Raw genomic sequence first — 23801 nt, 5'->3', positions numbered from 1 at the left:
TTGCAGCCAGTGCTCTTCGATCTTTAGCTTGGCGTCCAGCTTGTCGGCTGCGCGCGCTTCCTCGGCGTGGACTTGCTCCATCCAGGCGTCATAGCCGCCAAAGCCCACTTCCTTGCGGCGCAGGCTGCCCCGGTCGAGCCACAGCGTCGCGCGCGTCAGCCGGGTGAGGAACGTACGGTCGTGGCTGATGACCACGAAAGCGCCGTTGAACCGTTGCAGCCAGTCTTCCAGCCATTCGATCGCGGCCAGGTCGAGGTGGTTGGTCGGCTCGTCCAGCAGCAGCACATCGGGATCCTGCGCCAGCGCGCGGGCGAGGGCAGCGCGGCGTCGCTCCCCGCCCGAGGCGTTTTCCGCCCCGCGCGACAGGTCGATGCCCAACTGGTCGGCAATCGCTTCCACTTCGTGCGGTTCTGGCGCATCGGTGCCGTGCAGGGCGAAATCGCGCAGCGTGGCATGGCCCTTGAAGAACGGGTCCTGCTCCAGCGTCACCACACGCGCGCCGGGCTGGACCGAGCGCTTGCCCTTGTCGGCATCGATCGTGCCGGCAATCAGCTTGAGCAGAGTGCTCTTGCCCGCGCCATTGCGCCCGATCAGGGCAAGCCGGTCACGCGGGGCGATTTGAATGTCGAGGTCCTGGAAAAGCCAGCCGGTGCCTTGATGCAGGCCCAGCCCTTCCCAGCTCAGGATCGGTGCTGCCATAGGCCGCTGCGCTTAGAGACTGTTTGGAAAATGCGCAAAGGCGCATTTTCGTTGCGGCACCGGCCCACTCCCCCACCCGACCTCCCAACGATAGTACCCTATGGGAGGTCGGGTGGGGGAGTGGGCCGGTGCCGCAAATCCGGCAAAGCCGGATTTCCAAACAAATTCGGCGCGGGCCCGCTGGCCACAGGTCCACCTGAACATGGCGAAACGGTGCTATTCACAACTTGTTCAATAGGATTGTTGCAGGCACAAGGGATGACGATGCTCCGCCGCCTGCCTCTTTCTGCCGCCAGCCTGCTGGCCCTGGCCACCGCTGCGCCGCCCGCGCTCGCCCAGATTCGCAACGAGCAGGACCGCGCGCGCCAGGATCTGGCGGCTGGCCATGTCCGCTCGCTGCGCGAGATCGAGGCGCGAGTCCTGCCGATGATGCGCGGCGCGCAGTATCTGGGGCCTGAATACGATCCGCAGGCGCGGGCCTACCGCCTTAAGTTCATCCGCGAAGGGCGCGTGGTGTTCGTGGATGTCGATGGCCGCACCGGCCAGGTGATGGGCGAATCGCGCTGATCCGCAAGGCACCGGGAACCGTTTCTTGACCGTTCAGGTTCCTGTCGCCATCTAGCCAGTCAACCATAGCACGTTCGCGCCGCACCGCACTTGGCGGAAGCGTCGCCAGAAGGGGCCAATTGTCATGCGTATCCTGATCGTCGAGGACGAACCGACCCTGGGGCGGCAGCTCAAGTCCACGCTCGAACAGAACGGCTATGCCGTGGACCTTTCTACCGATGGCGAGGATGGGCACTTCCTCGGCTCGACCGAAGACTACGATGCGGTGATTCTCGATCTCGGCCTGCCGGAAATCGATGGCCTCACCGTGCTGGGCATGTGGCGCAAGGAAGGCCGCAAGTTCCCGGTGCTGGTCCTGACTGCGCGCGATAGCTGGTCCGACAAGGTCGCGGGCCTCGATGCCGGGGCCGACGATTACCTGGCCAAGCCGTTCCAGACCGAGGAACTGATCGCCCGCCTGCGGGCGCTGATCCGTCGCGCCTCGGGCAATTCCTCGTCGGAACTGATCGCCGGGGACGTGCGCCTCGATACCCGCTCGGGCCGCGTCACGCTCAAGGGCGAGCCGGTCAAGCTGACCGCGCAGGAATACAAGCTCTTGTCCTACCTGCTCCATCACAAGGGCAAGGTGGTGAGCCGCACGGAACTGATCGAGCACATCTACGATCAGGATTTCGATCGCGATTCCAACACGATCGAAGTGTTCGTCACGCGCATTCGCAAGAAGCTGGGTGCCGATGTGATCACCACGATCCGGGGCCTTGGCTACAGCCTCGATGATCCGGCGGCCGTGCGCGGCTAAGCGGGCGTGAACCGGCTGGCCCGCCTCCTGCTGCGGCTGGGCTTCGGGCGCCACCGCGCCGAAGCCGCCGCTGCCACGGCAGGCGGGCGCCAGCACACCGGATCGCTGTCCCGGCGCATGCTGATGATCGCGTTCGCCTGGGTCACCGTGCTGCTCGTCGGCGGTGGCCTGGCGCTCGATCACACGCTGACCGGCCTCGTCACCCGCAATTTCGACGACCAGTTGGGCAACATGCTCACCGCCATGGTCGCTTCGGCCGAAATCGGCCCGGACGGGGAAGTGTTCTTCAACCGTCCCCTGGGCGACCAGCGATTCCTGGAGCCCAACAGCGGCCTCTATTGGCAGATTTCCGGGCAGGGGCACGATGATTTCCCCTCGCGCTCGCTGTGGGACCGCACGCTCAAGTTGCAGTCCGACCACGTCGACACCGCGCCGCACATCTACGATTCCAACCAGTTTGGCGACAACGAGCGGCTGCGCATGATCGAACGCTCGGTGATCCTGCCGGGCAGCAACACGCTGTGGCAGTTCTCCGTCGCGGCCAGCCGGGGCGAGCTCGACGCACAGATCACCCGCATCCGCGCGATTCTGGTCTGGTCGTTCCTGGTGCTGGGCATGGGCCTGTTCATCATGGCCGGGCTCCAGACCTATTATGGCCTTGGCCCCTTGCGCCGCGTGCGCCGTGCGATTGCCGCGATGCGCGAAGGCGGCGCGCCGCGCGTGAACGAGCCGCTGCCGCTCGAAGTCCAGCCGCTGGTGGAGGAAATCAACCTCCTGCTCGCCCATTCGGAAAAGCAGGCGGAAGAAGCGCGCACCCATGCCGGCAACCTGGCCCACGCGCTGAAAACCCCGCTAACCGTGGTGATGAACGCGGCCACCGCCCACGCGCCCGATCTGTCGGACACGGTGATCCGCGAAGCAGCGGTGATGCGCCGCCAGGTCGATCACCATCTCGCCCGCGCCCGCGCCGTGGGCCGCCGCGCCACCGGCCTGTCGCGCGCGATGGTGTGGGAAAGCGCCGATGCCGTGGTGCGCGCCGTCACCCGCCTCTATCCCGAAGTGCGCTTCGATCTCGATGGCCAGCGCGAGGCGAGCGTGGCGATCGAGCGCCAGGACCTGGACGAAATCCTTGGCAACCTGGTCGAGAATGCGGCCAAGTATGGCGGCGGCTCGGTGTTCATCACGATCGATGCCGTGCCCACCGATCCCAAATTCTGCGACATCTGGGTGGAGGATGACGGCATGGGCATCCCCGAGGCCGAGCGCGAACGCATTTTCGATCGCGGCGCGCGGCTCGACACCGGCAAGCCCGGCACGGGCCTGGGCCTGGCCATCGTCCGCGACGTGGCCGAACTCTATGGCGGCGCCGTGACGCTATCGGAAAGCGAAGACCTCGGCGGCCTGCTCACAACGCTAAGGCTCCCCCGCGCCAAATAAAGATCCTCCCTCCGCAAAGCGGGGGGAGGGGGACCGCCGCGAAGCGGTGGTGGAGGGGGTGAGCAACCCCTAACTCTCACGCTCCCGCGGATGCGCATTGCGATAGGCATCCAGCAAAGTCGCCGCATCCACCCGCGTATAGATCTGGGTAGACGACAGGCTGGCGTGGCCCAGCAATTCCTGCAAACTGCGCAAGTCCGCGCCCGCGCCCAGCAGGTGCGTGGCAAAGCTGTGGCGCAGGGCATGGGGCGTGGCCGTGGGCGGCAGGCCCAGCGCCACGCGCGCACGCGCCATCGCGCGTTGCACCATGCCGGCCGCCAGCGGCCCGCCCTTGGCGCCGCGAAACAGGGGTGCTTCCTTGCTCAGAGGCCAAGGCACTTGCGCGGCATAGTCGGCCACGGCTTCGCGCACCGCCGGCAACAGCGCGATCACCCGCTGGCGCCCGCCCTTGCCGGTGATCGTCAGTGTCTCGCCCAGCGGCAGCACGCTGGCGGGCAGGGCCAGCGCCTCGGCAATGCGCAGGCCTGCGCCATAGAGCAGCAGTAGCACCGCGCGATCGCGCGCCGCGATCCACGGGGCCGCCTCGTCGGAAACCATCTCGGCAAGCGCGACTGCATCGTCGGGCGACACCGGGCGGGGCAGGCCCTTCTTCACGCGAGGCCCCCGCAGGCGCGGGGCGGCGGCATCGGGCAGGCCCGCCCGGGCGCGGGCAAAGGCGAGGAAGGCTTTTAGCGCGGACAGTTCCCGCGCGGCGGAGGTGTTGACCAGGCCATCGGCGCGCCGCTCGGCGAGGTGCTGGCGCAAGCGCGTCGCGTCGAGCCGGGCGAGGCTGGCCCAGTCCTGCTCCGGTGGCAGGGCATCGAGCAGGCGCTGCGCTGTGCGATGATAGGCACGCACGGTATGCGGCGAGCGGCGCAGCGACAGGGCCAGGTGATCGTGCCAGGCAAGCAGAAGTTCGGCCCGGTCCATCCCGCGCTCAAGCTACCAGGTCTGCCGGCACCAGTTCGGCCAGCAGCGCATCGAGCAGCGGCATGCCCGCCTCGGTCACGATCAGGCGCGTGCCATCCTCGTGCACCAAGCCGCCGCGTGCATGAAAAGCGCGCTTGGCCGGATCGATCAGCGCGGTCCCGGGCAGGCCAAAGCGCCGGGCAAGGGCCGCAACATCCACCCCTTCGTCCAGGCGCAGGCCCATCAGCAGCGCTTCGCTGGCCTGCTCGGCCCGGCCCAGCGCGCGCTGTTCCACCAGGCCATGGCCTTGCTCGGCCACCGCGCGCAGATAGTTTTCGGGCTTGCGGTGTCGCACCGTCGCGGTTTCCAGCCGCCGCCCATGCGCGCCCGGCCCGATCCCGGCATAGTCGCCATAGCGCCAATAGGTCAGGTTGTGGCGGCTTTCCTCGCCCGGCCGGGCATGGTTGCTGATTTCATAGGCGGGCAGGCCTGCCGCCGTCATGCGCTCGCGCGTCAGGGCAAAGAGATCGGCGGCGGCATCGTCGTCCAGCGGGGTGAACTTGCCCTCGCGCACCAGCGTGGCAAAGCGGGTGCCCGGCTCGATCGTCAATTGATAGAGCGACATGTGCCCGGTGCCGAGCGCCAGCGCGCGTTCCAGTTCGGCCGCCCAGGTTTCCGGGGTGTGACCAGGCCGGGCATAGATCAGGTCGAACGTCACCCGCGCGAAATGGCGCTGCGCCACGTCGAGCGCGGCGAGCCCTTCTGCGGCATCGTGCAGGCGCCCCAGGAAGTGCAGCGTCTGGTCATCCAGCGCCTGCAAGCCCAGCGACACGCGGTTGATGCCCGCACCGGCCAGCGCCGCAAAATTGGCCGCTTCCACCGACGAGGGATTGGCCTCCAGCGTGATCTCGATGCTGTCCGCCAGGCGCCAGTGCCGCCCGGCCGCCTCGATCAGCCGCGCCACCAGCGCCGGCGGCATCAGCGAGGGCGTGCCCCCGCCAAAGAAGATCGAGGTCAACTCCCGCCCCGGCAGCAGGGCCGCCTCGTGCGCCATGTCCGTCAGCAGCGCCGCTTCCCATGCGGCCATGTCGGTCTTGGCGCGGACATGGCTGTTGAAGTCGCAATAGGGGCACTTGGCGAGGCAGAACGGCCAGTGGATATAGAGGGCGAGGGGGGGCATTCTTACTCCAGATAGGGTCGTGCCAGGTGTCTCACCACCCCCCGACCCCCTCCTCTAAAGAGGAGGGGGGAGAGGTGCGATAAAGCCCCCTCCTCTTTAGAGGAGGGGGTCGGGGGGTGGTGCTGAGCCTAAAGCAACCCCAGCAACCTAACCCGCAAACTGCACCGCCACCAGCTTGGCAAACGCCACGGCCCGATGGCTCATCGCGTTCTTCTGGGCCGGATCGATCTCGGCAAAGGTCTGCGTCTCGCCCGCCGGCACGAACACCGGATCATAGCCAAAGCCCAGCGTGCCTCGCGGCGGCCAGGTCAGCGTGCCGTCGATTCGCCCTTCAAACGTCTGCGCCTCGCCATCGGGCCAGGCCAGCGCGAGCATCGAAGTGAACCAGGCGTCGCGCGGGGTGTCGGGGCCAAGCTGGGCCAGCTTGCCTTCCACTTTGCCCATGGCCATGTACCAGTCGCGCCCCGGCCCGCCTTCAAACGGCGCGGCTTCGGCCCAATCGGCGGTATAGACCCCCGGCGCGCCGCCCAAAGCTGCCACGCTCAGCCCGGAGTCGTCCGAAAGCGCGGGAAGATTGGCCGCCTTGGCCGCGGCATGCGCCTTGATCAGCGCGTTTTCGGCAAAGGTGGTGCCGGTTTCCGCCGGCTCTGGCAGGCCCAGTTCCCCGGCAGAGAGGCACTCCATGCCATAGGGAGCCAAAAGAGCCTGCATCTCTTTCAGCTTGCCCTTGTTGTGCGTGGCAATGACCAGCTTGCCGGGGGTGAGCTTGCGTGTCACCGCGCGACAGCCTTTTCCTGCGCCGCAAAGATGTCGTTGCAGCCCAGCCGCGCCAGGCGCAGCAGGCGCAGCAGCGCTTCTTCGTCATACGTCGCGCCTTCGGCCGTCGCCTGCACTTCGGCAATATGGCCGCCTTCGATCAGCACGAAATTGGCGTCGGCATCGGCCGAGCTGTCTTCGATGTAATCGAGGTCCAGCACCGGCGTGCCCTTGACGATGCCGCAGGAAATCGCCGCGACCTTGCGCGTCAGCGGGTCATCCTGGATCGCGCCTGCGTCCATCAGCTTCTGCACCGCAAGGCGCAGCGCCACCCAGGCGCCCGAGATCGAGGCCGTGCGCGTGCCGCCGTCGGCCTGGATCACGTCACAGTCCAGCGTGATCTGGCGCTCGCCCAGCTTCTTGAGGTCGGTCACGGCGCGCAAGCTGCGGCCGATCAGGCGCTGGATTTCCTGGGTACGGCCCGATTGCTTGCCCTTGGCCGCCTCGCGGCTGCCGCGCGTGTGGGTGGCGCGGGGCAGCATCGAATATTCTGCCGTCACCCAGCCTTCGCCCTTGCCGCGCAGGAACGGCGGCACGCGTTCTTCCACCGAGGCCGTGACCAGCACCTTGGTGTCGCCAAAGCCGATCAGGACCGAGCCTTCGGCGTGCTTGGTGAAATTGGTCTCGATGGTGATCGCCCGCATCTGATCGGCGGCGCGGCCGGAAGGACGCATGTGAGGATTTCCTTGGCTGGTGGATGGCTGAATTGCGCGCTGCCTTGGCCGATTGCGCCGCGCCCCGCAAGCAAATCCCTTGAGCCTGCCGCCGGGGGTTATACATAAGCGTTGTTATGCAAGGCCCCACGCTCACCGAACTGTCCAATCGCGCGCGCGACATTTTTCGGCTCGTGGTCGAAGGCTATATCGCTTCGGGCCAACCCGTCGGCTCCAAGACGCTGGCGGGCACCGGCGGCGTCAACCTTTCGCCGGCCTCGATCCGCTCGGTGCTTCAGGAATTGCAGGATGCCGGCCTGCTCGCCGCCCCCCATACCAGCGCTGGACGCATGCCCACCGAAATGGGCCTGCGCCTGTTCGTTGACGGGATCATGCAGATGGCCGAGCCGAGCCAGGCCGATCGCGCCCAGATCGAACGCGGCCTGGAACGCAGCCGCGCCGGCGGCGGCACGATCGAAGCGGCGCTGGCGGCGGCGACTTCTGCCCTGTCGGAACTCTCGGCCGGGGCGGGCGTGATCATGGTGCCGCGCCGCGAGCCGCGCCTGGTGCAGCTCTCGTTCGTCTCGCTGGCTCCCACCCGCGCGCTTGCCGTGCTGGTTTCAGAAGACGGCGGGATCGAGAACCGGCTGATCGACCTGCCTGCGCCGATTGCGCCCTTCGTGCTGGAACAGGCGTCCAACTATCTCACCGCGCGCCTCGCCGGGCGCACCCTGGGCGAGGCGCTGGCCACTATCCGCGCCGAAATCGCCGGCGGGCGCAGCGCGCTCGATGCCGCCAGTGCCGATCTGGTGCAACGCGGCCTCGCGGTGTGGAGCATCGACGCCGCGCAGCGCCCGGTGCTGGTGGTGCGCGGCCAAGCCAACCTGCTCGACGATACCGCGCTCGGCGATATCGAGCGCGTGCGGCTGCTGCTCGATGAGCTGGAAAGCGCCGAGGCGATCGCCGGTGTGCTCGACGCTGCGCGCGAGGCGCAGGCCACGCGCATTTTCATCGGCAGCGAGAACCGCCTGTTCTCGCTGTCGGGCTCTTCGGTCATCGCCTCGCCCTGGCGCGACGGGGAGGGGCGCGTGGTCGGCGTGGTCGGCGTGATCGGGCCAACGCGGTTGAATTATGCGCGCGTCGTCCCCATGGTGGATTTCACGGCCCAATCCTTGGGCAAACTTATCGGACAAGACGGATTTTCACGCAAATGAGCGATAACGAGACGCGCCCCCATGACGCCGAAGCAGAAGCCGAACTGGCTGGCGTGCCCGAGGATCTGAAGGAACAGGACACCGCGTCCAACGAACTGGCAGCCCTGCGCGAATCGCTGGAAGTGGCCAAGCAGGACGTGCTCTATGCCAAGGCCGAGACGCAGAACGTGCGCCGCCGCCTGGAGAAGGACATTGCCGATGCGCGCGCCTATGCCGCCACCAGCTTTGCCCGCGACATCCTCTCGGTCTCCGACAACCTCGCTCGTGCGCTGGAATCGATTCCCGCCGATTTGCGCGAGGATGACAAGTTCAAGAACCTGGTGACCGGCCTGGAAGCCACGGGCCGCGAGATCGAAAAGGTCTTCGGCAACCACGGCATCACCCGTATCGCCGCCAAGGGCCTGCCGCTCGATCCGCATCAGCACCAGGCGATGATGGAAGTGCCCTCGGCCGAGCACGAGCCGGGCACCGTCATTCAGGAGCTCCAGGCCGGCTACACCATCAAGGACCGCCTGCTGCGTCCGGCGATGGTCGTGGTTGCCAAGAAGCCGGATTGATCCGGTAAAGTCGTTTCAGGCTTCGCACCACCCCCAACCCCCTCCTCTGAAGAGGAGGGGGCTTTCCTTTCAGTGCCTTATCTCCCCCTCCTCTTCAGAGGAGGGGGGCGGGGGGTGGTGTGAACCCTCATACAACATCCCCGTACAAACCCCGGAACCAATCCCCCCGCTCCCTCGTAATAAGCCGTGACAACGGGAGGCAGTTGGAGGATTTCCCATGGCTCGCAAGTTCCTGATTCCCGCTTCGATGGCCTTGGCCGCCCTGTCGCTGGCCGGCTGCGCCCGCAACTATGCCGGTGAAGGCGGCCTCGCCGGGGCTGGCGTCGGCGCCGCTGTGGCGGGCGTTTCGGGTGGCAACATCGGCACGGGTGCAGTGATCGGCGGCGCGGTGGGCGCGGCGGCCGGTTCGCAGGTCAAGAAGGATTGCTGGCGCACCGATCCCGATGGCCGCAGCTATCGCGTCTGCTGATCAGAACGGCAGCGCCGCCCGATAGGCTGCCAGCGCCGGCCTGTCGGGCAGGCTGGCGCCGTGCATCAGCAGAAAGGCATGGCGCGCAATCTCGGCCTGCTGCTCCAGCCCATAGCGGGCAAACGGCTTGCCCGGCTCCAGCACATAGTCATAGCGGCAGAACGGATGCCGCCGCAGCGGCAGGAAAATGCCCTGCTGCCATTGCCATACGTGGCACAACTCGTGAATGAGCAGCCCTTGCAGGGAAAGCCGCTCCCCGACGAAATCCTCGGACCAGAAATCGGCGGCGGGGTGGATGTGGATATGTCCCATCGGCGCCATGACCACGTCCTTGCGTTGCAAGGGCCACCAGCGCCGCCGCCGGATTTCGATGCGGCGCCAGTCGATCGCTTCGCCATAGACGCTGCGCCCCAGCGCGATTTCGCCGGGTGTCAGCCCCCGCGCGGCCACGGGCTTACATATGGTCCATATGCCCCATGTCGTGCGCGTCGCCGGCCGCTGCGCCGCCGGGGCCGACCACCTTGGCCTTGGTCGTCGCCTTGTCGCCGTTGTCGAGCGTGATGGTCAGTTCGGTCACGCCGCCGGCCTTGAGCGTGGGCGCCAGGTCGAACAGCATCACATGGTTGCCGCCGGGCTTGAATTCCACGCTCTTGCCCGATTCCAGCGGCACCGCCTTGAGCGGCTCCATCGCCATCATGCCGTCCTGCATCTTGCTCTCGTGCATTTCCGCGCGGCCAGCGCCGTCCACGTGCACCGCCACCAGTTGCCGCGCCGGGCCGCTGCCCTGGGCCAGGGTGAAATAGGCAACGCCAGGGTTGCCCGCCACGGCCGGCAGTTGCACGGTGGCATCGGTCAGCGTTGTGCCGGGGGCGTTTTCGGGCGTTGCGTCCAGGCTCGCCGCCGCGCTCGGGCTTTCCTGCGGCGCGGGCTTGCTGCACCCGGCGAGCGACAGGCCAAGTGCCAGCGCGGCGAGGGCGGGGCCGGCGAGAACAGATGCGCGCATGCGATGCGATCCTTCGTTTCAAACAAGGTGAAAATCTGCCCCGGACATAGCACGCACGGGGCTTGTGCCAAGCGCAAGCGCACCTATATCCCGCCCGTAACGAGCCGCCAAGGTGGCGCCTGCCCACAAGGGGGACGCCCGATTAAGCGGTGTCAACACGCGAAGGATATGGGGAAACATGGCTAAAGTTATTGGTATCGACCTCGGCACGACCAACAGCTGCGTCGCGGTGATGGACGGGGGCACGCCCAAGGTCATCGAGAATTCGGAAGGCGCGCGCACGACGCCTTCGATCGTGGCTTTCACGAAGGACGGCGAGCGTCTGATCGGCCAGCCGGCCAAGCGCCAGGCCGTGACCAACCCTGACAACACGATCTTTGCGGTCAAGCGTCTGATCGGCCGTCGCTTCGACGATCCGCTGACCCAGAAGGACACCGAGCTGGTGCCCTACACGATCACCAAGGGCAAGAACGGCGACGCTTGGGTCAAGGCTGGCGGCCAGGACTACAGCCCCTCGCAGATTTCGGCCTATACCCTTCAGAAGATGAAGGAAACCGCCGAAAGCTATCTCGGCGAAACCGTCACCCAGGCGGTGATCACCGTGCCGGCCTACTTCAACGACGCTCAGCGCCAGGCGACCAAGGACGCCGGCCAGATCGCGGGCCTCGAAGTGCTGCGCATCATCAACGAGCCGACTGCGGCCGCGCTCGCCTATGGTCTCGACAAGCAGGACGGCAAGACCATTGCCGTGTATGACCTTGGCGGCGGCACGTTCGACATTTCCATCCTCGAAATCGGCGATGGCGTGTTCGAAGTGAAGTCCACCAACGGCGACACGTTCCTGGGCGGTGAAGACTTCGACACCGCGCTGGTCGAATATCTGGCGGACAAGTTCAAGAGCAAGGAAGGCCTTGACCTGCGCGGCGACAAGCTCGCCTTGCAGCGCCTCAAGGAAGCGGCGGAAAAGGCCAAGATCGAGCTGTCCTCGGCCCAGACCACCGAAATCAACCTGCCCTTCATCACCGCGCGCATGGAAGGTGGCAGCACCACCCCGCTGCACCTGGTGGAAACCATCACCCGTTCCGATCTGGAGCGCCTGGTCGGCAAGCTGATCGAGCGCACGCTGGAACCGTGCCGCAAGGCGCTGGCCGATGCCGGTCTTTCGGCGAAGGACATCGACGACGTGGTGCTGGTGGGTGGCATGACCCGCATGCCCAAGGTGCGCGATGTGGTGAAGGACTTCTTCGGCAAGGATCCGCACACCGGCGTGAACCCGGATGAAGTCGTCGCCATGGGCGCGGCGATCCAGGCCGGCGTGCTCCAGGGCGATGTCAAGGACGTGCTGCTGCTCGACGTGACCCCGCTGTCGCTGGGGATCGAAACGCTGGGCGGCATCATGACCAAGATGATCGACCGCAACACCACGATCCCGACCAAGAAGAGCCAGGTCTATTCGACCGCGGAAGACAACCAGCAGGCCGTGACCATCCGCGTGTTCCAGGGCGAACGCGAAATGGCGCAGGACAACAAGCTGCTGGGCCAGTTCGACCTGCTCGGCATTCCGCCGGCGCGTCGTGGCGTGCCGCAGATCGAAGTGACGTTCGACATCGACGCCAACGGCATCGTCAACGTCTCGGCCAAGGACAAGGGCACCGGCAAGGAGCAGCAGATCCGCATCCAGGCTTCGGGCGGTCTGTCCGATGCCGATATCGACCAGATGGTGCGCGATGCGGAAAAGTTCGCGGCCGACGACAAGAAGCGCCGCGAGGCGGCCGAGGCCAAGAACAATGCCGAAAGCCTGGTCCACGCCACCGAGCGCCAGCTTGAAGAGCATGGCGACAAGGTGGACGCGGGCCTGAAGGCCGAAATCGAAGCGGCCCTGGCGGAAGCCAAGACCGCGATCGAAGGCGGCAACGTGGAAGACATGAACGCCAAGACCCAGGCGCTGACCGACAAGGCGATGAAGCTGGGCCAGGCGATCTATGAAAAGGAACAGGCCGGTGCCGCCTCTCCGGGCGCCGAAGCTCCCAAGGACGATGGCGTGGTCGACGCCGAGTTCTCGGAAGTGGACGACACCAAGGCTTGATCTGCAACATGACCCCCTCCCTTGCCGGGTATCGCGGCAGGGGAAGGGGAGAGGGGACCAGGAACGCCTTGCAACGGCATTCGCCCAGGCCCTCTCCCCGCGTGGGGAGAGGGCATTTTTATGGCAGTTGAAGCCGACTATTACGAATTGCTGGAAGTGGAGCGGACGGCCGATGACAAGGTCATCAAGTCTGCGTTCCGCAAGCTGGCGATGAAATTCCACCCCGACAAGAATCCGGGGTGCCAGGAATCCGAAGCCAAGTTCAAGCAGATCAACGAGGCCTATGCCTGCCTCTCCGATCCGCAGAAGCGCGCGGCCTATGATCGCTATGGCCACGCCGCGTTCCAGCAGGGCGGCGCCGGCGGCCCGGGTGCAGGCGGCTTTGGCGGCGGTGATTTCGGCGACATCGGCGATATCTTCGAAACCATTTTCGGCGGCGCGTTCGGCGGCGGCGGTGGCCGGCAGCAGAGCCGGCGCGGCGCCGACTTGCGCTATGACATGGAAGTGACGCTGGAAGAGGCGTTCCATGGCAAGACCGCCGAAATCAACGTGGAAGTCTCGCAGACCTGCGACCCGTGCAAGGGCACCGGCGCCACGCCGGGCACGTCGGCGCGGCGCTGCAACTTGTGCGGCGGCCATGGCAAGGTTCGCGCGCAGCAGGGCTTCTTCATGGTCGAGCGCGCCTGCCCCAACTGCCACGGGCGCGGCGAAGTGATCGAAAAGCCCTGCCGCCATTGCCGTGGCGAAGGGCGGGTGGACATGCCCCAGACCCTGGCGGTGGACATTCCCGCCGGCGTCGACACCGGCACCCGCATCCGCCTGGCCGGCAAGGGCGAGGCCGGACCCAACGGGGCGCCGGCCGGCGACCTCTACATCTTTCTCCACATCGCCCGGCACAAGGTGTTCGAGCGCGACGGCACCACGCTGCTCACCCGCGCCCCGATCAGCTTCACCACGGCGGCGCTGGGCGGTGAGATCGAAATCCCCGGTCTCGATGGCAGCCGCCATTCGATCGAGATTCCCGCCGGCATCCAGTCCGGCAAGCAGTTGCGCAAGCGCGGCGCGGGCATGCCCGTGCTGCAAGGGCGCGGCTCGGGCGATCTCGTCGTGGAAATCCAGGTCGAAACCCCGACCAAGCTTTCGGCCCGCCAGCGCGAATTGCTGCGCGAGTTCCAAAGCACCGAAACCGGCGAGGAATGCCCGCAATCCAAAGGCTTCTTCGAGCGGATCAAGGATGCCTGGACGGACCTGACCGAATAGGCCGCATTCTGAAAGCCCCCTCCCAAGTGAGGGGGCTTTTTTCGTGGCCCGCCTCTACAACGCCTGATCGCGGGCGTTCAGCGCCTGCGCCATGGCGGCGGCTTCGGCCTGGCGTCCCTCTTGCGCCCAGGCGGCGGCGAGCAGGCGCATGGCGACCAGGCTTGCAGGATTCTGCGCAAGGTAGCGCGCGGTCATCGCGTCGGCATCGCGCGCCCGGCCGACTGCACGCAACGCGGCATCCATGCGCCGCAGCACCGGTTCGTTGAAGCGGATCGCGGCCGCCGCGTCATAGCTTTCCAGCGCGCCGCGACTATCGCCCGCCATCATCCGCACGTCCCCGGCCAAGAGCCAGGCGTCGGACGCGCCGGGATTGGCCGCGCGCAGACGATCGGCGACGCTGCGCGCCTGGTCAAACTGCCGCGCCGCCAGCAGCCCGCGCACATAGGGCACAGCCAACGCCGCGAAATTGGGGCCATCCTGATAGCGCAGGGCCAGCGCGCCGAGCGGCAGATCGGGCGGAATCGCCGTGAACGGCCGCCCGCCACGCGCCAGGGCCAGATCGTTGAGGTCGCGCGCGCGTTGCGCCTGTCCCAGTTTCTGCCAGGCGCGGGCGACCACGGTTTGCAGGTAGGGTGGAGCAAACGGCTGGCGCGCCACGCCATCCCAGCGGACGGCCACCTGGCGCAGATCGCCTTCGCGGGCGATGATGCGGGCGAGCAACTGCTGCGCCATGAGATTGTCGGGCTGCATGCGCACCAGCCGGCCGATCAGACCAGCAGCCACGCTCAGGTTGCCCGCGCGATATTCCAGCACGCCGCCCAGCAGCATGGCCGCTGGCATGTCGCGCAGGGCCGTGCCGGTGCGTTGCAGGATCGTGCGCGCCAGGTCGGTCTTGCCCGCGCGCGCCGCCAGCACGGCCTGGAAATAGAGTGCCCGCACGTTGCCGGGATCGACTTCGGCCAGCTTGCGCACCACCACCAGCATCGCCCGCGCCTGGCCCATGTCTCCCAGCGTGGCGGCATATTCGGCCAGAAGATCGGGATCTTGCGGGTGGATCTTGAGGCCTTGCTCGAACCACGGCAGCGCGGCGCGCAGCCCGAACTGCTCGCGCACCAGCATGCCGCGCAGGGTTAGCGCCCGCGCGTTTTGCGGGCCGAGCGCCACTGCCCGCGCCGCCGCATCCACCGCCTGGGCCTGCTCCCCCCCGGCAAAGCGCAGGCGGGCGATCGCCACCCACAGGTCGGCATCGCCCGGCGCCACGCGCAGCGCCTGATCGAAGGCCTGGCCCGCCTGGGGCAGGCGCCCTTCGGCCAGGGCTAACTCGCCGCGCATGCGCCAGCCCAGCGCGGCGGTCTCGGGCGTGAACCCCACCGGGCCATCGAGCACGGCATGGGCATCGCTGCGCGCGCCGCGCGCCAGCAGCGCGGCGGCCAGATCGGCGCGCAGCGCATCGGCCGGTGCGCCCTGGCGCAAGGCCTCGCGCAGCGCCACTTCGGCAGAGATCGGATCGCGGCGCGCCAGGGCGGCGCGCGCCTTGGCCCTCACCGCATCCACCGCCGGGCCATCGGCCACCGCTGGCCCTGCGGCAAGCAGGGCGAGCGCGGCGCCGGCCAGCGGCTTCCACCAGCGGCCTCGGCGCGCGGGCGCTGCGTCAGCCGTGCATGTCATACTGTTTGAGCAGGTCATAGAGCGTGGGCCGGCTGATGCCGAGCAGCCGCGCGGTGCTGGAAATGTTGCCTTCGCTGCGCGCCAGGGCGTGGCGGATCGCCTTGCGGTCGGCGGCCTCGCGCACCGCCTTGAGATTGAGCGGATTGTCCGCGCCGGCATCGCCGGTCGGCAGGTCGAGATCGGCGGCCGCGACCAGCTTGCCATCGGCCATGATCACCGCGCGCTTCACCCGGTTTTCCAGCTCGCGCACATTGCCCGGCCAGCCCCAGCCATCGATCGCGGCCAGCGCATCGGGGGCAAAGCCCTTGACCGCCGGGTTCATCTGCGCGGCAAAGCGGGTGAGAAAGGCCTTGGCCAGCAAGGTGGCATCGCCCGGTCGCTCGGCCAGGCTGGGGATCTTCACCACGATTTCGGCCAGGCGATACCACAGGTCTTCGCGAAACCGCCCGTCGGCAATCATCGCCTCCAGGTTCTGGTGCGTGGCACAGACGATGCGCGTGTCCACTGCGATCGAACGGCGCCCGCCGATCCGCTCGATCGTGCGTTCCTGCAAGAAGCGCAGCAGCTTGACCTGGAGTTGCAGCGGAATGTCGCCCACTTCGTCCAGGAACAGCGTGCCGCCGTTGGCCTGCTCGATCTTGCCCTCGGTGGTCTTCACAGCGCCGGTGAAAGCACCCTTTTCGTGGCCGAACAGCTCGCTTTCCAGCAGGTTTTCCGGGATCGCGGCGCAATTGATCGCCACGAAGGCGCCGCCGGCCCGGCCCGAAGCCTCGTGCAGTCCGCGCGCCAGCAGTTCCTTGCCGGTGCCGCTGGCGCCCAGCAGCATGACCGAGACATTGGTACTGGCCACCCGCTCGATCGTGCGCGCCACTTTCACCATTTCGGGCGCGGCGGTGATCATGTTGCCCAGCACGCGGTGATCGGCCGGGGCGCGGGTGGCCAGCGCGCGGTTTTCCGCCTCGATGCGGTGCAGGTGCAGCGCGCGCCGCACGATCAGGCCCAGGGCATCGATATCCACCGGCTTGGGATAGAAATCATAGGCCCCCTGCGCGACCGCCCGCAGCGCGGATTCGCGCGCGCCATGGCCGGAAGCGACGATGACCTTGGTATCGGGCTTGAGCGCCATGATCGCATCGAGCACGGCAAAGCCCTCGCTCACTCCATCGGGATCGGGCGGCAGGCCCAGGTCGAGCGTGACCACCGCCGGCTCTTCCGCGCGCAGCAGGGTGAGCGCGGTGGCGCGATCCCCGGCAATGAACACCTCGAAATCCTCGTACGCCCATTTGAGCTGCGCCTGAAGCCCCGGATCGTCTTCCACGATGAGCAGCTTGGGGCGGGAATCGGTCATCATGCAACGTCCTGCTGGGAATGCGGGTGAGAGAGGGTGGCCGTCACGGCCAGCGGCAGGCGCACCGAAAAGCGGCTGCCCAGGCCTTCCCGGCTTTCGACATCGAGCCGCCCGCGCATGGCGCGCACCAGCTCGCGCGCTTCGAACGCGCCGATGCCAAAGCCACCGGGCTTGGTGGAAACGAATGGTTTGAACAGCGCGCTGCGCACGAATTCCGCGCTCATGCCGCTGCCGGTGTCGACCACGTCGATGCAGCCGTGCAGCCCATCGCTGCGCACTTCCACCAGCACGGCGCGGCCCGCCGGGCTGGCATCGATCGCGTTCTGCACCAGATGGGCGAGCACCTGCTCCAGCGTCTCGCGATTGGCCAGGATCGTGCACGGCCCATGCACGGTGACGACGACCGGGGCAGCGGGCATCGCGGCGCTGGCTGGCCAGCGCGCCGCCAGCCCCCGCGCCACGGCCACGGCGTCAACCGGTGCCACTTGGTCCACGTTGCCCGTGCCATAGCGGGAGAGGCGGGCGATCAGCGCGTTGAGCTTGTCGGCCGAATTGCTCAGCGTGACGAGCATGTCCTTGCGGAACTCGGGATTGTCGGCGTGGCGCTGGGCATTGCGTGCGAGCAGGCCCAACTGGCTTGCCAGGTTCTTGATGTCGTGCATCACGAACGCCATGCGGCGGTTGAATTCGTCGAACCGGCTGGCTTCAAGCAGGGCGACCTGGCCATTGTTTTCAGCGATATAGCTGGCAAGCTGGTGCCCGACCACACGCAGCAGGTCGAAATCTTCCCAATCGAGCTTGCGCGCCACGGCCGGGCGTCCGAGCACCACCAGCCCGACCAGCCGATCGAAATGGAGTAGCGGGACAAGCGCCCAGATCGCCTCTTCTGCGATCATCCAGGCCGGCGTCGCGCGCGCTTCGCCCTGATGGTCCACGCCGCTGCGCACTTCGTCGAGATCGACGATGAAGCCCTGCCGCTCGAAGAAGGCCGCACCGGCCAGGCCCAGGGCTTGGGCCGGAACGTCGAGCGTGGGCCATTGCCAGCGCGCCGCCAGCACCAGTTCGCCTCCATCGGCCGGGACGAGCAGAGCGCCGCGCGCGCTGTCGGTGATATCGGCAACGGCCTGGATCACGCGGGTATGCAGCGGGGCAGCATTGCCACTGGGCGCCCCTGCGCCGCCGATCGTGGCGTTGAAGCGCAGCCATTCGGCGCGATAGTCATAGCGATGCTGGAAGAAATGCTTGGACAGCATCACGTTGAGCCAGCCACGCAGCCGCCCCGAAGGCAGCAGTGCGAGAACCAGCACCGAGCTGGCAAAGACGAAGCCGAGCTGGGTGAGCATCGTCGCGCTGCCGCCCAGCCAGGCGATCGACTGCGCCACGCCGACCATGACCAGCATGTAGCCGCCGATGACCAGCAGCGAGAGCGACTGGAACGCCACCGTGCGCGAGGGGGAGAAGCGCCCGCTCGCCTGCTCGCGCATTACGCCCACGCCCAGCAGCGCGATGCCGACCAGCGCCGCCAGCGCCCGCAGCGCCACCAATTCGGCCGGCATGCCGCGCACCAGATAGGCGATGGTATAGAAATTGAGGTCGTATCCCCAGATCACCGCCAGCGCGGCGCAGGTCCACCGCACGGCGGCGCGCTGCGCGGTCATCGCCCCGGCATAGAGATTGTGCACCAGCACCAGCGCGCCGGTGATCACCAGCAGGCGCAGCATCACCCCGATCTGGAAGATCATCGCCAGCGCCGGGGCAATCGCGGCAAAGCGCCAGGTCAGCACCATCAGCACCAGTTGCAGCAGCTCCACCGCCGCCAGCACCACCAGCACCGGGCGCACCGGCGACACCGTTTCATGCCGCCCATCTCGGGCAAACAGCGCATAGACCACCAGCAGCCAGGCCAGGTTGCGCGCCACATCGGCGATCAGTGCTGCCGGATGCGCCGGGCCGACCGCTGCCTGGAGCAGCCCCCACACCGCGCTGACCAGGATCGCCAGAATCGCCGCGCGGCTGACCGGCTTGCCGCGCCGCTGCCGGTCGATCTGCCACACGCCCAGCACCACCCCGCCGAACGCGGCCAGCACGAAGGCCCATTGGCCCAGACCTGTCCATCCCACCGGGGCCGGCATCGCCTTGCGCCTCTTACCGCGCGCCTTCGTGCCACAGCACGACGCGCAGGGTCTGCAACAGGATCAGCAGATCGAGGAACGGGGTGTAGTTCTTGGCATAATAGAGATCGTATTCCAGCTTGTGCCGCGCATCCTCGATCGAGGCGCCATAGGGATAGTTGATCTGCGCCCAGCCGGTGATGCCCGGTTTCACCATGTGCCGCTCGGCATAATAGGGCAGGTGCTCTTCCAGGTCAGAGACGAATTCGGGCCGTTCCGGGCGCGGGCCGACAAAACTCATCTGGCCTTTGAGCACCGTCCAGGTCTGCGGCAGTTCGTCGATGCGCAGCTTGCGGATCAATCGCCCGATGCGGGTGACGCGCGGATCGTTCTGCGCTGCCCACTGCGCGCCGCCGGCTTCGGCATCGATGCGCATGGAGCGCAGCTTGATTAGGTTGAATGTCTCGCCATAAAGACCCACGCGGGTCTGTCGGAAGAACGCGGGCCCCTTGCTGTCGAGCTTCACCAGGATCGCGAAGACCAGGATGATCGGCGCGGTCAGGCACAGCAGGACCAGGCTGGCGCAGATGTCGAACACGCGCTTGATCGCGCCCGACAGCATCCTCCCTGAGGAAAAGCCGTCGGAAAAGATCAGCCAGCTCGGGTTGACGGTGTCGAGATCGACGCGCCCGGTCTCACGCTCCACGAACGTGGAAAAATCGTTGACGTGGACGCCGGTGGTCTTGATCCGCAACAGGTCTTTCAGCGGCAGGGCATTGCGCCGTTCCTCCAGCGCCAGCACCACTTCGCTTACCCCCAGGTTCTCCACGAAGCGGGTGAGGTTGGGCAGCGCCTCGCGGCGGATGGCTTCCTCGATCAGCGGGTTCTGCGTGCTCATCGCCACATAGCCGACGATGGCAAAGCCGGCTTCAGGCCGCTCGCCCAGCTTGCGCAGGCGCGCCGCGCGCTGACCCGCGCCCAGCACCAGCACGCGGCGGCGAAACGCTGCGGTGCCCAGGAACCCGCCCAGCACCAGCCGCACGCCCACCAGCAGGACCAGCGAAAAAACCATCGCGTAAAACAGGTTGGAGCGCCACAGGGTGTGCCCCGGAATCAGGAAATAGACCACCGAGACGGCAATGATGCCCAGGCTTACCGCCACCATCAGGCGCGCCGTGGCATAGCGCATGGAGCGCAAGGCGTCAGAGCCATAGACCCCGACGGCGACCATCGCGGTGTGGACCAGCACGGCAAAGGTCAGCAGCGGCCACACCCTGTCGCCGGTATAGCCCACGTCGATGCCGATCTGGTGCGCGCGCACCACCCAGCCCAGTTCGCCGGCCAGGATCAACAGCCAGAAATCGATGATTCCCAGCAGGAACACGGCATTTGGAATGTAGTGCTTGAACAGGCGGATCATCAGGCCAAGGGTATCCCGCAGTGCCCGGCAGGGGCGTCTCGTCGATCGGGCTTATCGACGAAAGGCGGGATAGGCCCAAGGGGGTAAATTGTCGGTGAATCTGACAGGTCACGGTTAATGGCGTCGGATCGGCTTACAGCCTCTCCTCCCTACTGGCCCCCTGCGTCAATCCCTGCCATGCTGCGCCGATGCGGCAGAAAGAACTGCGTCTGGCCCTTGTATCGACCGGCGGCATCAGCCTGGCGGTCTATATGCACGGGGTTACCAAGGAATTGTGGCACCTCTCGCGCGCCAGTTGCGCCATCCATGGCAAGCACGGGCCGCGCGTGGCGACAAAGCCCGGCATCGAAGACGTCTGGATGCGGCTGTTGCGCACGATCCACGCCGAACGCGGGGTGCGCCTGCGCGTGCTGGTCGATATTCTCTCGGGCGCCAGCGCCGGTGGCATCAACGCGGTGTTCCTGGCGCAGGCGCTGACCACCGGGCAAAGCCTGGAGCCGCTGACGCGGCTGTGGCTGGCCCGGGCGGATAGCGACGTGCTGCTCGATCCCGATGCGCGGCCGTGGGGCCGCTTTGCCAAGTTCTGGGCGCAGCCGCTGGTCTGGGCGGTGCTGCGCTGGAGCGCCCTGCGCGCGCCCGATGGTGAACTGTCGCGCCAGGTCGGCGGACCGGCACGCGAAAACAAGCTGAGCGGCGAAGTGCGGCGCAAGGTTTCGCGCCTGATCCGCGCGCGCTGGTTTGCCCCGCCGTTCAGCGGCATCGGCTTTTCCCGCCTGCTGGCCGAGGCGCTGGACGCCATGGCCCATAGCGGCAACGCCGCGCCGCTGCTGCCGCCGGGCCACCCGATCGACCTGATGGTGACGGCAACCGACTTTGCCGGGCATCCCGCGCCGCTGCGGCTCAACAGCCCGCCGTTGGTCGAGGAAAACGAGCATCGCCTGGGCATCGGCTTTCGGGCCGAGGCGCGCGGCCATACCGGCGAAGCGCTGGCGCCTCTGCCCGAACTGGTCTTTGCCGCGCGGGCCACGGCCAGCTTTCCCGGCGCTTTCCCGCCGCTCACCGTGGCAGAGATCGACCGTCTGGTGGCCGAGCGGGGCGAGGCCTGGCCGGGCCGTTCGACCTTTCTACAGCGGGTCATGCCCAACCGCTGGCGGCGCGGCACGCTCGACCAGGCGGCGCTGGTCGATGGCGCGGTGCTGGTCAACCGGCCGTTCGCCCCGGCCATGGCGGCACTGGCCAGCCGCCCCTCGCGCCGCGAAGTGGACCGGCGCTTCGTCTATCTCGATCCCGCGCCGCATGCCCCGGCCGAAGCAGCGCGCAACCCGGCGCCGGTCGGGTTTCTCTCTGCCATTTTCGGTGCGCTCTCGACGATCCCGCGCGAGCAGCCGATCCGCGACAACCTCGATGCACTGGAGCGCCAGTCGCGCGAGCGGCTGCGCCTGCGCGCCATTGTCGATTCGCTCCAGGGCGAGATCGAGGAGACCGTGGCGCGGCTGTTTGGCCATACGCTGTTCTTCGATTGGCCCAATGCCAAGCGCCTGATCGGCTGGCGGGCACGGGCGCAACAGGCGGCGGCGGAGCAGGCCGGCTATGCCTTTCACGGCTATGCCCAGGTCAAGCTGGCCGGGATTGTCGCCGATCTGGCCGAGGTTATCACCCAGGCCCTGCCGGCTGACGACAACCAGGGGGTGGAAGATGCGCTGTGGCGCCATCTCGGGCAGCATGGCCTCGACAACCTCAGTGTGCGGGGGGCGGGCGCCACGGCGCCGGCCATCGCCTTTTTCCGCGCGCACGATCTTTCGTTCCGCATCCGCCGCCTGAAACTGCTGGCGCGGCGGCTGACCACCGACTGGGACGAGGCCGCCGGGATCGATCCGGCCGCGCGGGAGGCGGCGCGCGACGTGGTCTATCGCGCGCAGGCGCTCTATCAGGCGCGCGCGAGCCTCAGCGGGCTGGGGCCGGGCTTTGCCGCCAGCGCCGCCGTGGTGCGCGAAGACCCCGGCGCGGTGCTGGCCGCGATTGCCGCGCGGCGCGATCTGGCGCGGCTGGACGACGAGGTCGACGGGCTGTTCGTCCACGCGCTGGGGGTGATGGACAAGGCGCTGCGTCGCCGTTTCCTGCACGCCTATCTGGGTTTTCCGTTCTATGACGTGGCCACGCTGCCCCTGTTTCAGGGCGATGGGCTTGGGGAATTCGATCCGGTGAAAGTCGATCGCATCTCGCCCGAAGATGCCTTGGCGATCCGTCCCGGCGGCACGCGGGCCTGCCTCAAGGGCATTGCCTTTACGCATTTCGGCGCGTTCTTCAGCCGCGCCTGGCGCGAGAACGACTATCTCTGGGGCCGCCTCAACGGCGCGGAACGGCTGATCGACATGGTCTGTTCCACGCTGGATCGCCCGCTCGATCCGGTACTGGTCGACGGGTTCAAGCGCGATGCGTTTCTGGCGATCCTGGCCGAGGAGGAACCACGCCTGAAAGCGGACCGCAACCTCGTGCCCGGCATCCGCGCCGAGGTGATGGAGCGGTTCGGCGGCAACATCTCCTAGAAGACAGGTCGGCGCCTACTTGGGCTGGTAGGTCTGCTCCACGCCAGGAAACGCCCGCTCGCGCACGTCCTGGGCATAGCGCGCGGCCGCTTCCTCGATCGTCGTGGCCACTTCGGCATAGCGTTTCACGAACCGCGGCACGCGCTCGAACAGGCCGAGCATGTCCTCAGTCACCAGCACTTGCCCATCGCATTGGGCCGATCCGCCGATGCCGATCACCGGGCAGGGCACGGCCTGGGTAATGGCGATGGCCAGCGGCTCCACCACGCCTTCGGCCACGATGGCAAAGGCGCCGGCATCGGCCAGGGCGCGGGCATCGGCCAGGATCTTGTCCGCCTCGGCCTGGCTGCGCCCGCGCGCGCCATAGCCGCCCAGCACATTGACCGCCTGCGGCGTCAGCCCGACATGGCCCATCACCGGAATGCCGCGCGCGGTCAGGAACGCCACGGTTTCGGCCATGGCCGCGCCGCCTTCCAGCTTCACCCCGGCGCAGCCGGTATCCTTGAGCAGGCGCGCGGCCGCCTCGAACGCCTGCTGCGGCGACGCTTCGTAGCTGCCGAACGGCATGTCCACGATCACCACCGCGTGATAGGAACCGCGCACCACCGCCGCGCCATGGGCGGCCATCATGTCCAGCGTCACCGGCACGCTCGATGGCAGGCCATAGATCACCTGGCCCAGCGAATCCCCCACCAGCAGCAGGTCGCAATGCGCGTCGAGCAATTGCGCCTGGCGCGCGGTATAGGCGGTGAGCATCACGATCGGCTGCGCGGTGTGCCCGTCCACCTTGCGCTGGCGGATCGCCGGCACCGACAGCCGCTTCATCGGCGCGGGTGTGGGATGCGCGCGGCTGGTCGCGGTATCGAGTTGAAACGTGGTGGACATCGCGGCCTCGCTCCCAAAAACGCCCGTCAGGTTGGCGCGCGCTTCTATAGCATGGGGAAAAACCCGCAAGGGCAGCGCCCGGACTGCCATCAGGATGAAAAAGGCCCTTTGCCAAGCCGGGGCTTGCCGCTAGCG

Annotated in this window: 20 protein-coding genes and 1 pseudogene; 9 read left to right on the top strand and 12 right to left on the bottom strand. The window is 67.4% G+C overall.

What is annotated here, in order from left to right:
- Positions 1-318 precede the first annotated feature (318 nt).
- Positions 319-699, bottom strand: a pseudogene (locus IE191_RS21340) (ATP-binding cassette domain-containing protein); the annotation flags it as partial.
- A gap of 258 nt (positions 700-957) precedes the next feature.
- On the opposite strand from IE191_RS21340, the gene IE191_RS10240 reads away from it, so the two are divergent.
- The 3 genes from IE191_RS10240 (at position 958) to IE191_RS10230 (ending at position 3502) form a co-directional block, all read left to right on the top strand.
- Positions 958-1266 carry a hypothetical protein gene (locus IE191_RS10240; RefSeq protein ID WP_191324281.1) on the top strand — a complete coding sequence of 103 codons (309 nt, stop codon included), beginning with the start codon at positions 958-960 and terminating at the stop codon, positions 1264-1266.
- Positions 1267-1390: 124 nt separating this feature from the next.
- Positions 1391-2065 carry a response regulator transcription factor gene (locus IE191_RS10235; RefSeq protein ID WP_168554643.1) on the top strand — a complete coding sequence of 225 codons (675 nt, stop codon included), beginning with the start codon at positions 1391-1393 and terminating at the stop codon, positions 2063-2065.
- A gap of 117 nt (positions 2066-2182) precedes the next feature.
- Positions 2183-3502 carry a sensor histidine kinase gene (locus IE191_RS10230; protein WP_191324421.1) on the top strand — a complete coding sequence of 440 codons (1320 nt, stop codon included), beginning with the start codon at positions 2183-2185 and terminating at the stop codon, positions 3500-3502.
- 69 nt (positions 3503-3571) lie between these two features.
- Here the strand turns inward: IE191_RS10230 and IE191_RS10225 are convergent, their stop codons facing one another.
- The 4 genes from IE191_RS10225 to rph all read right to left on the bottom strand — a co-directional run bounded on the left by IE191_RS10225 (position 3572) and on the right by rph (position 7120).
- Complete coding sequence (locus IE191_RS10225) at positions 3572-4471, bottom strand: tyrosine recombinase XerC (RefSeq protein ID WP_191324280.1); 900 nt, start codon at positions 4469-4471, stop codon at positions 3572-3574.
- Between the two features lie 7 nt (positions 4472-4478).
- Positions 4479-5630 (bottom strand): radical SAM family heme chaperone HemW, encoded by a 1152-nt coding sequence (hemW, locus tag IE191_RS10220; protein ID WP_191324279.1) that lies wholly within the window; start codon positions 5628-5630, stop codon positions 4479-4481.
- 147 nt (positions 5631-5777) lie between these two features.
- Positions 5778-6407: an RdgB/HAM1 family non-canonical purine NTP pyrophosphatase gene (gene rdgB / locus IE191_RS10215; RefSeq protein WP_191324278.1), complete on the bottom strand. Its 630-nt coding sequence runs from the start codon at positions 6405-6407 to the stop codon at positions 5778-5780.
- The gene (rph, locus tag IE191_RS10210) at positions 6404-7120 is read right to left on the bottom strand and encodes a ribonuclease PH (protein WP_191324277.1); all 717 of its coding nucleotides are present in this window, start codon (positions 7118-7120) and stop codon (positions 6404-6406) included. The genes rdgB and rph overlap by 4 nt, the downstream gene beginning before the upstream one ends.
- 116 nt (positions 7121-7236) lie before the next feature.
- Between rph and hrcA the strand changes: the two genes are divergently transcribed.
- From hrcA to IE191_RS10195, 3 genes are all read left to right on the top strand, one after another.
- Positions 7237-8313 carry a heat-inducible transcriptional repressor HrcA gene (hrcA, locus tag IE191_RS10205; RefSeq protein WP_191324276.1) on the top strand — a complete coding sequence of 359 codons (1077 nt, stop codon included), beginning with the start codon at positions 7237-7239 and terminating at the stop codon, positions 8311-8313.
- A complete protein-coding gene (gene grpE, locus IE191_RS10200; RefSeq protein WP_191324275.1) occupies positions 8310-8870 on the top strand; it encodes a nucleotide exchange factor GrpE in 561 nt (186 codons plus the stop codon). The genes hrcA and grpE overlap by 4 nt, the downstream gene beginning before the upstream one ends.
- A gap of 217 nt (positions 8871-9087) precedes the next feature.
- Positions 9088-9339 carry a YMGG-like glycine zipper-containing protein gene (locus IE191_RS10195; protein ID WP_191324274.1) on the top strand — a complete coding sequence of 84 codons (252 nt, stop codon included), beginning with the start codon at positions 9088-9090 and terminating at the stop codon, positions 9337-9339.
- Here IE191_RS10195 and IE191_RS10190 read toward each other — a convergent pair whose 3' ends face one another.
- Both IE191_RS10190 and IE191_RS10185 read right to left on the bottom strand, forming a co-directional pair.
- On the bottom strand, positions 9340-9789 hold the full coding sequence (locus IE191_RS10190; protein WP_191324273.1) for a vgr related protein: 450 nt from the start codon (positions 9787-9789) through the stop codon (positions 9340-9342).
- Positions 9790-9793: 4 nt separating this feature from the next.
- A complete protein-coding gene (locus tag IE191_RS10185; RefSeq protein WP_191324272.1) occupies positions 9794-10342 on the bottom strand; it encodes a copper chaperone PCu(A)C in 549 nt (182 codons plus the stop codon).
- A gap of 178 nt (positions 10343-10520) precedes the next feature.
- On the opposite strand from IE191_RS10185, the gene dnaK reads away from it, so the two are divergent.
- Complete coding sequence (dnaK, locus tag IE191_RS10180) at positions 10521-12428, top strand: molecular chaperone DnaK (protein ID WP_191324271.1); 1908 nt, start codon at positions 10521-10523, stop codon at positions 12426-12428.
- 120 nt (positions 12429-12548) lie between these two features.
- Positions 12549-13688, top strand: a complete 1140-nt coding sequence (dnaJ, locus tag IE191_RS10175; protein WP_191324270.1) for a molecular chaperone DnaJ — start codon at positions 12549-12551, stop codon at positions 13686-13688.
- A 54-nt stretch (positions 13689-13742) separates the two neighbouring features.
- Here the strand turns inward: dnaJ and IE191_RS10170 are convergent, their stop codons facing one another.
- Genes IE191_RS10170 through IE191_RS10155 form a run of 4 tightly spaced genes read right to left on the bottom strand, consistent with a single transcriptional unit; the run spans position 13743 to position 20235 of the window.
- Entirely contained in the window at positions 13743-15356 is a 1614-nt protein-coding gene (locus tag IE191_RS10170; protein ID WP_191324269.1) for a tetratricopeptide repeat protein, read from the bottom strand.
- The gene (gene prsR / locus IE191_RS10165) at positions 15340-16704 is read right to left on the bottom strand and encodes a PEP-CTERM-box response regulator transcription factor (RefSeq protein ID WP_191324268.1); all 1365 of its coding nucleotides are present in this window, start codon (positions 16702-16704) and stop codon (positions 15340-15342) included. Before prsR ends, IE191_RS10170 begins: the two co-directional genes overlap by 17 nt.
- Positions 16704-18824, bottom strand: a complete 2121-nt coding sequence (gene prsK / locus IE191_RS10160) for an XrtA/PEP-CTERM system histidine kinase PrsK (protein WP_229815236.1) — start codon at positions 18822-18824, stop codon at positions 16704-16706. Before prsK ends, prsR begins: the two co-directional genes overlap by 1 nt.
- A 25-nt stretch (positions 18825-18849) precedes the next feature.
- Positions 18850-20235 (bottom strand): TIGR03013 family XrtA/PEP-CTERM system glycosyltransferase, encoded by a 1386-nt coding sequence (locus IE191_RS10155; RefSeq protein WP_191324266.1) that lies wholly within the window; start codon positions 20233-20235, stop codon positions 18850-18852.
- A gap of 188 nt (positions 20236-20423) precedes the next feature.
- On the opposite strand from IE191_RS10155, the gene IE191_RS10150 reads away from it, so the two are divergent.
- Entirely contained in the window at positions 20424-22781 is a 2358-nt protein-coding gene (locus IE191_RS10150) for a patatin-like protein (RefSeq protein ID WP_191324265.1), read from the top strand.
- Positions 22782-22796: 15 nt separating this feature from the next.
- Here the strand turns inward: IE191_RS10150 and panB are convergent, their stop codons facing one another.
- On the bottom strand, positions 22797-23666 hold the full coding sequence (panB, locus tag IE191_RS10145) for a 3-methyl-2-oxobutanoate hydroxymethyltransferase (RefSeq protein WP_191324264.1): 870 nt from the start codon (positions 23664-23666) through the stop codon (positions 22797-22799).
- Between the last annotated feature and the right edge of the window lie 135 nt (positions 23667-23801).

It is taken from the genome of Novosphingobium pokkalii (assembly GCF_014652855.1).
In the GTDB taxonomy this organism is placed as follows: domain Bacteria; phylum Pseudomonadota; class Alphaproteobacteria; order Sphingomonadales; family Sphingomonadaceae; genus Novosphingobium; species Novosphingobium pokkalii.
This window is presented reverse-complemented; position numbering and strand designations above follow the sequence as displayed.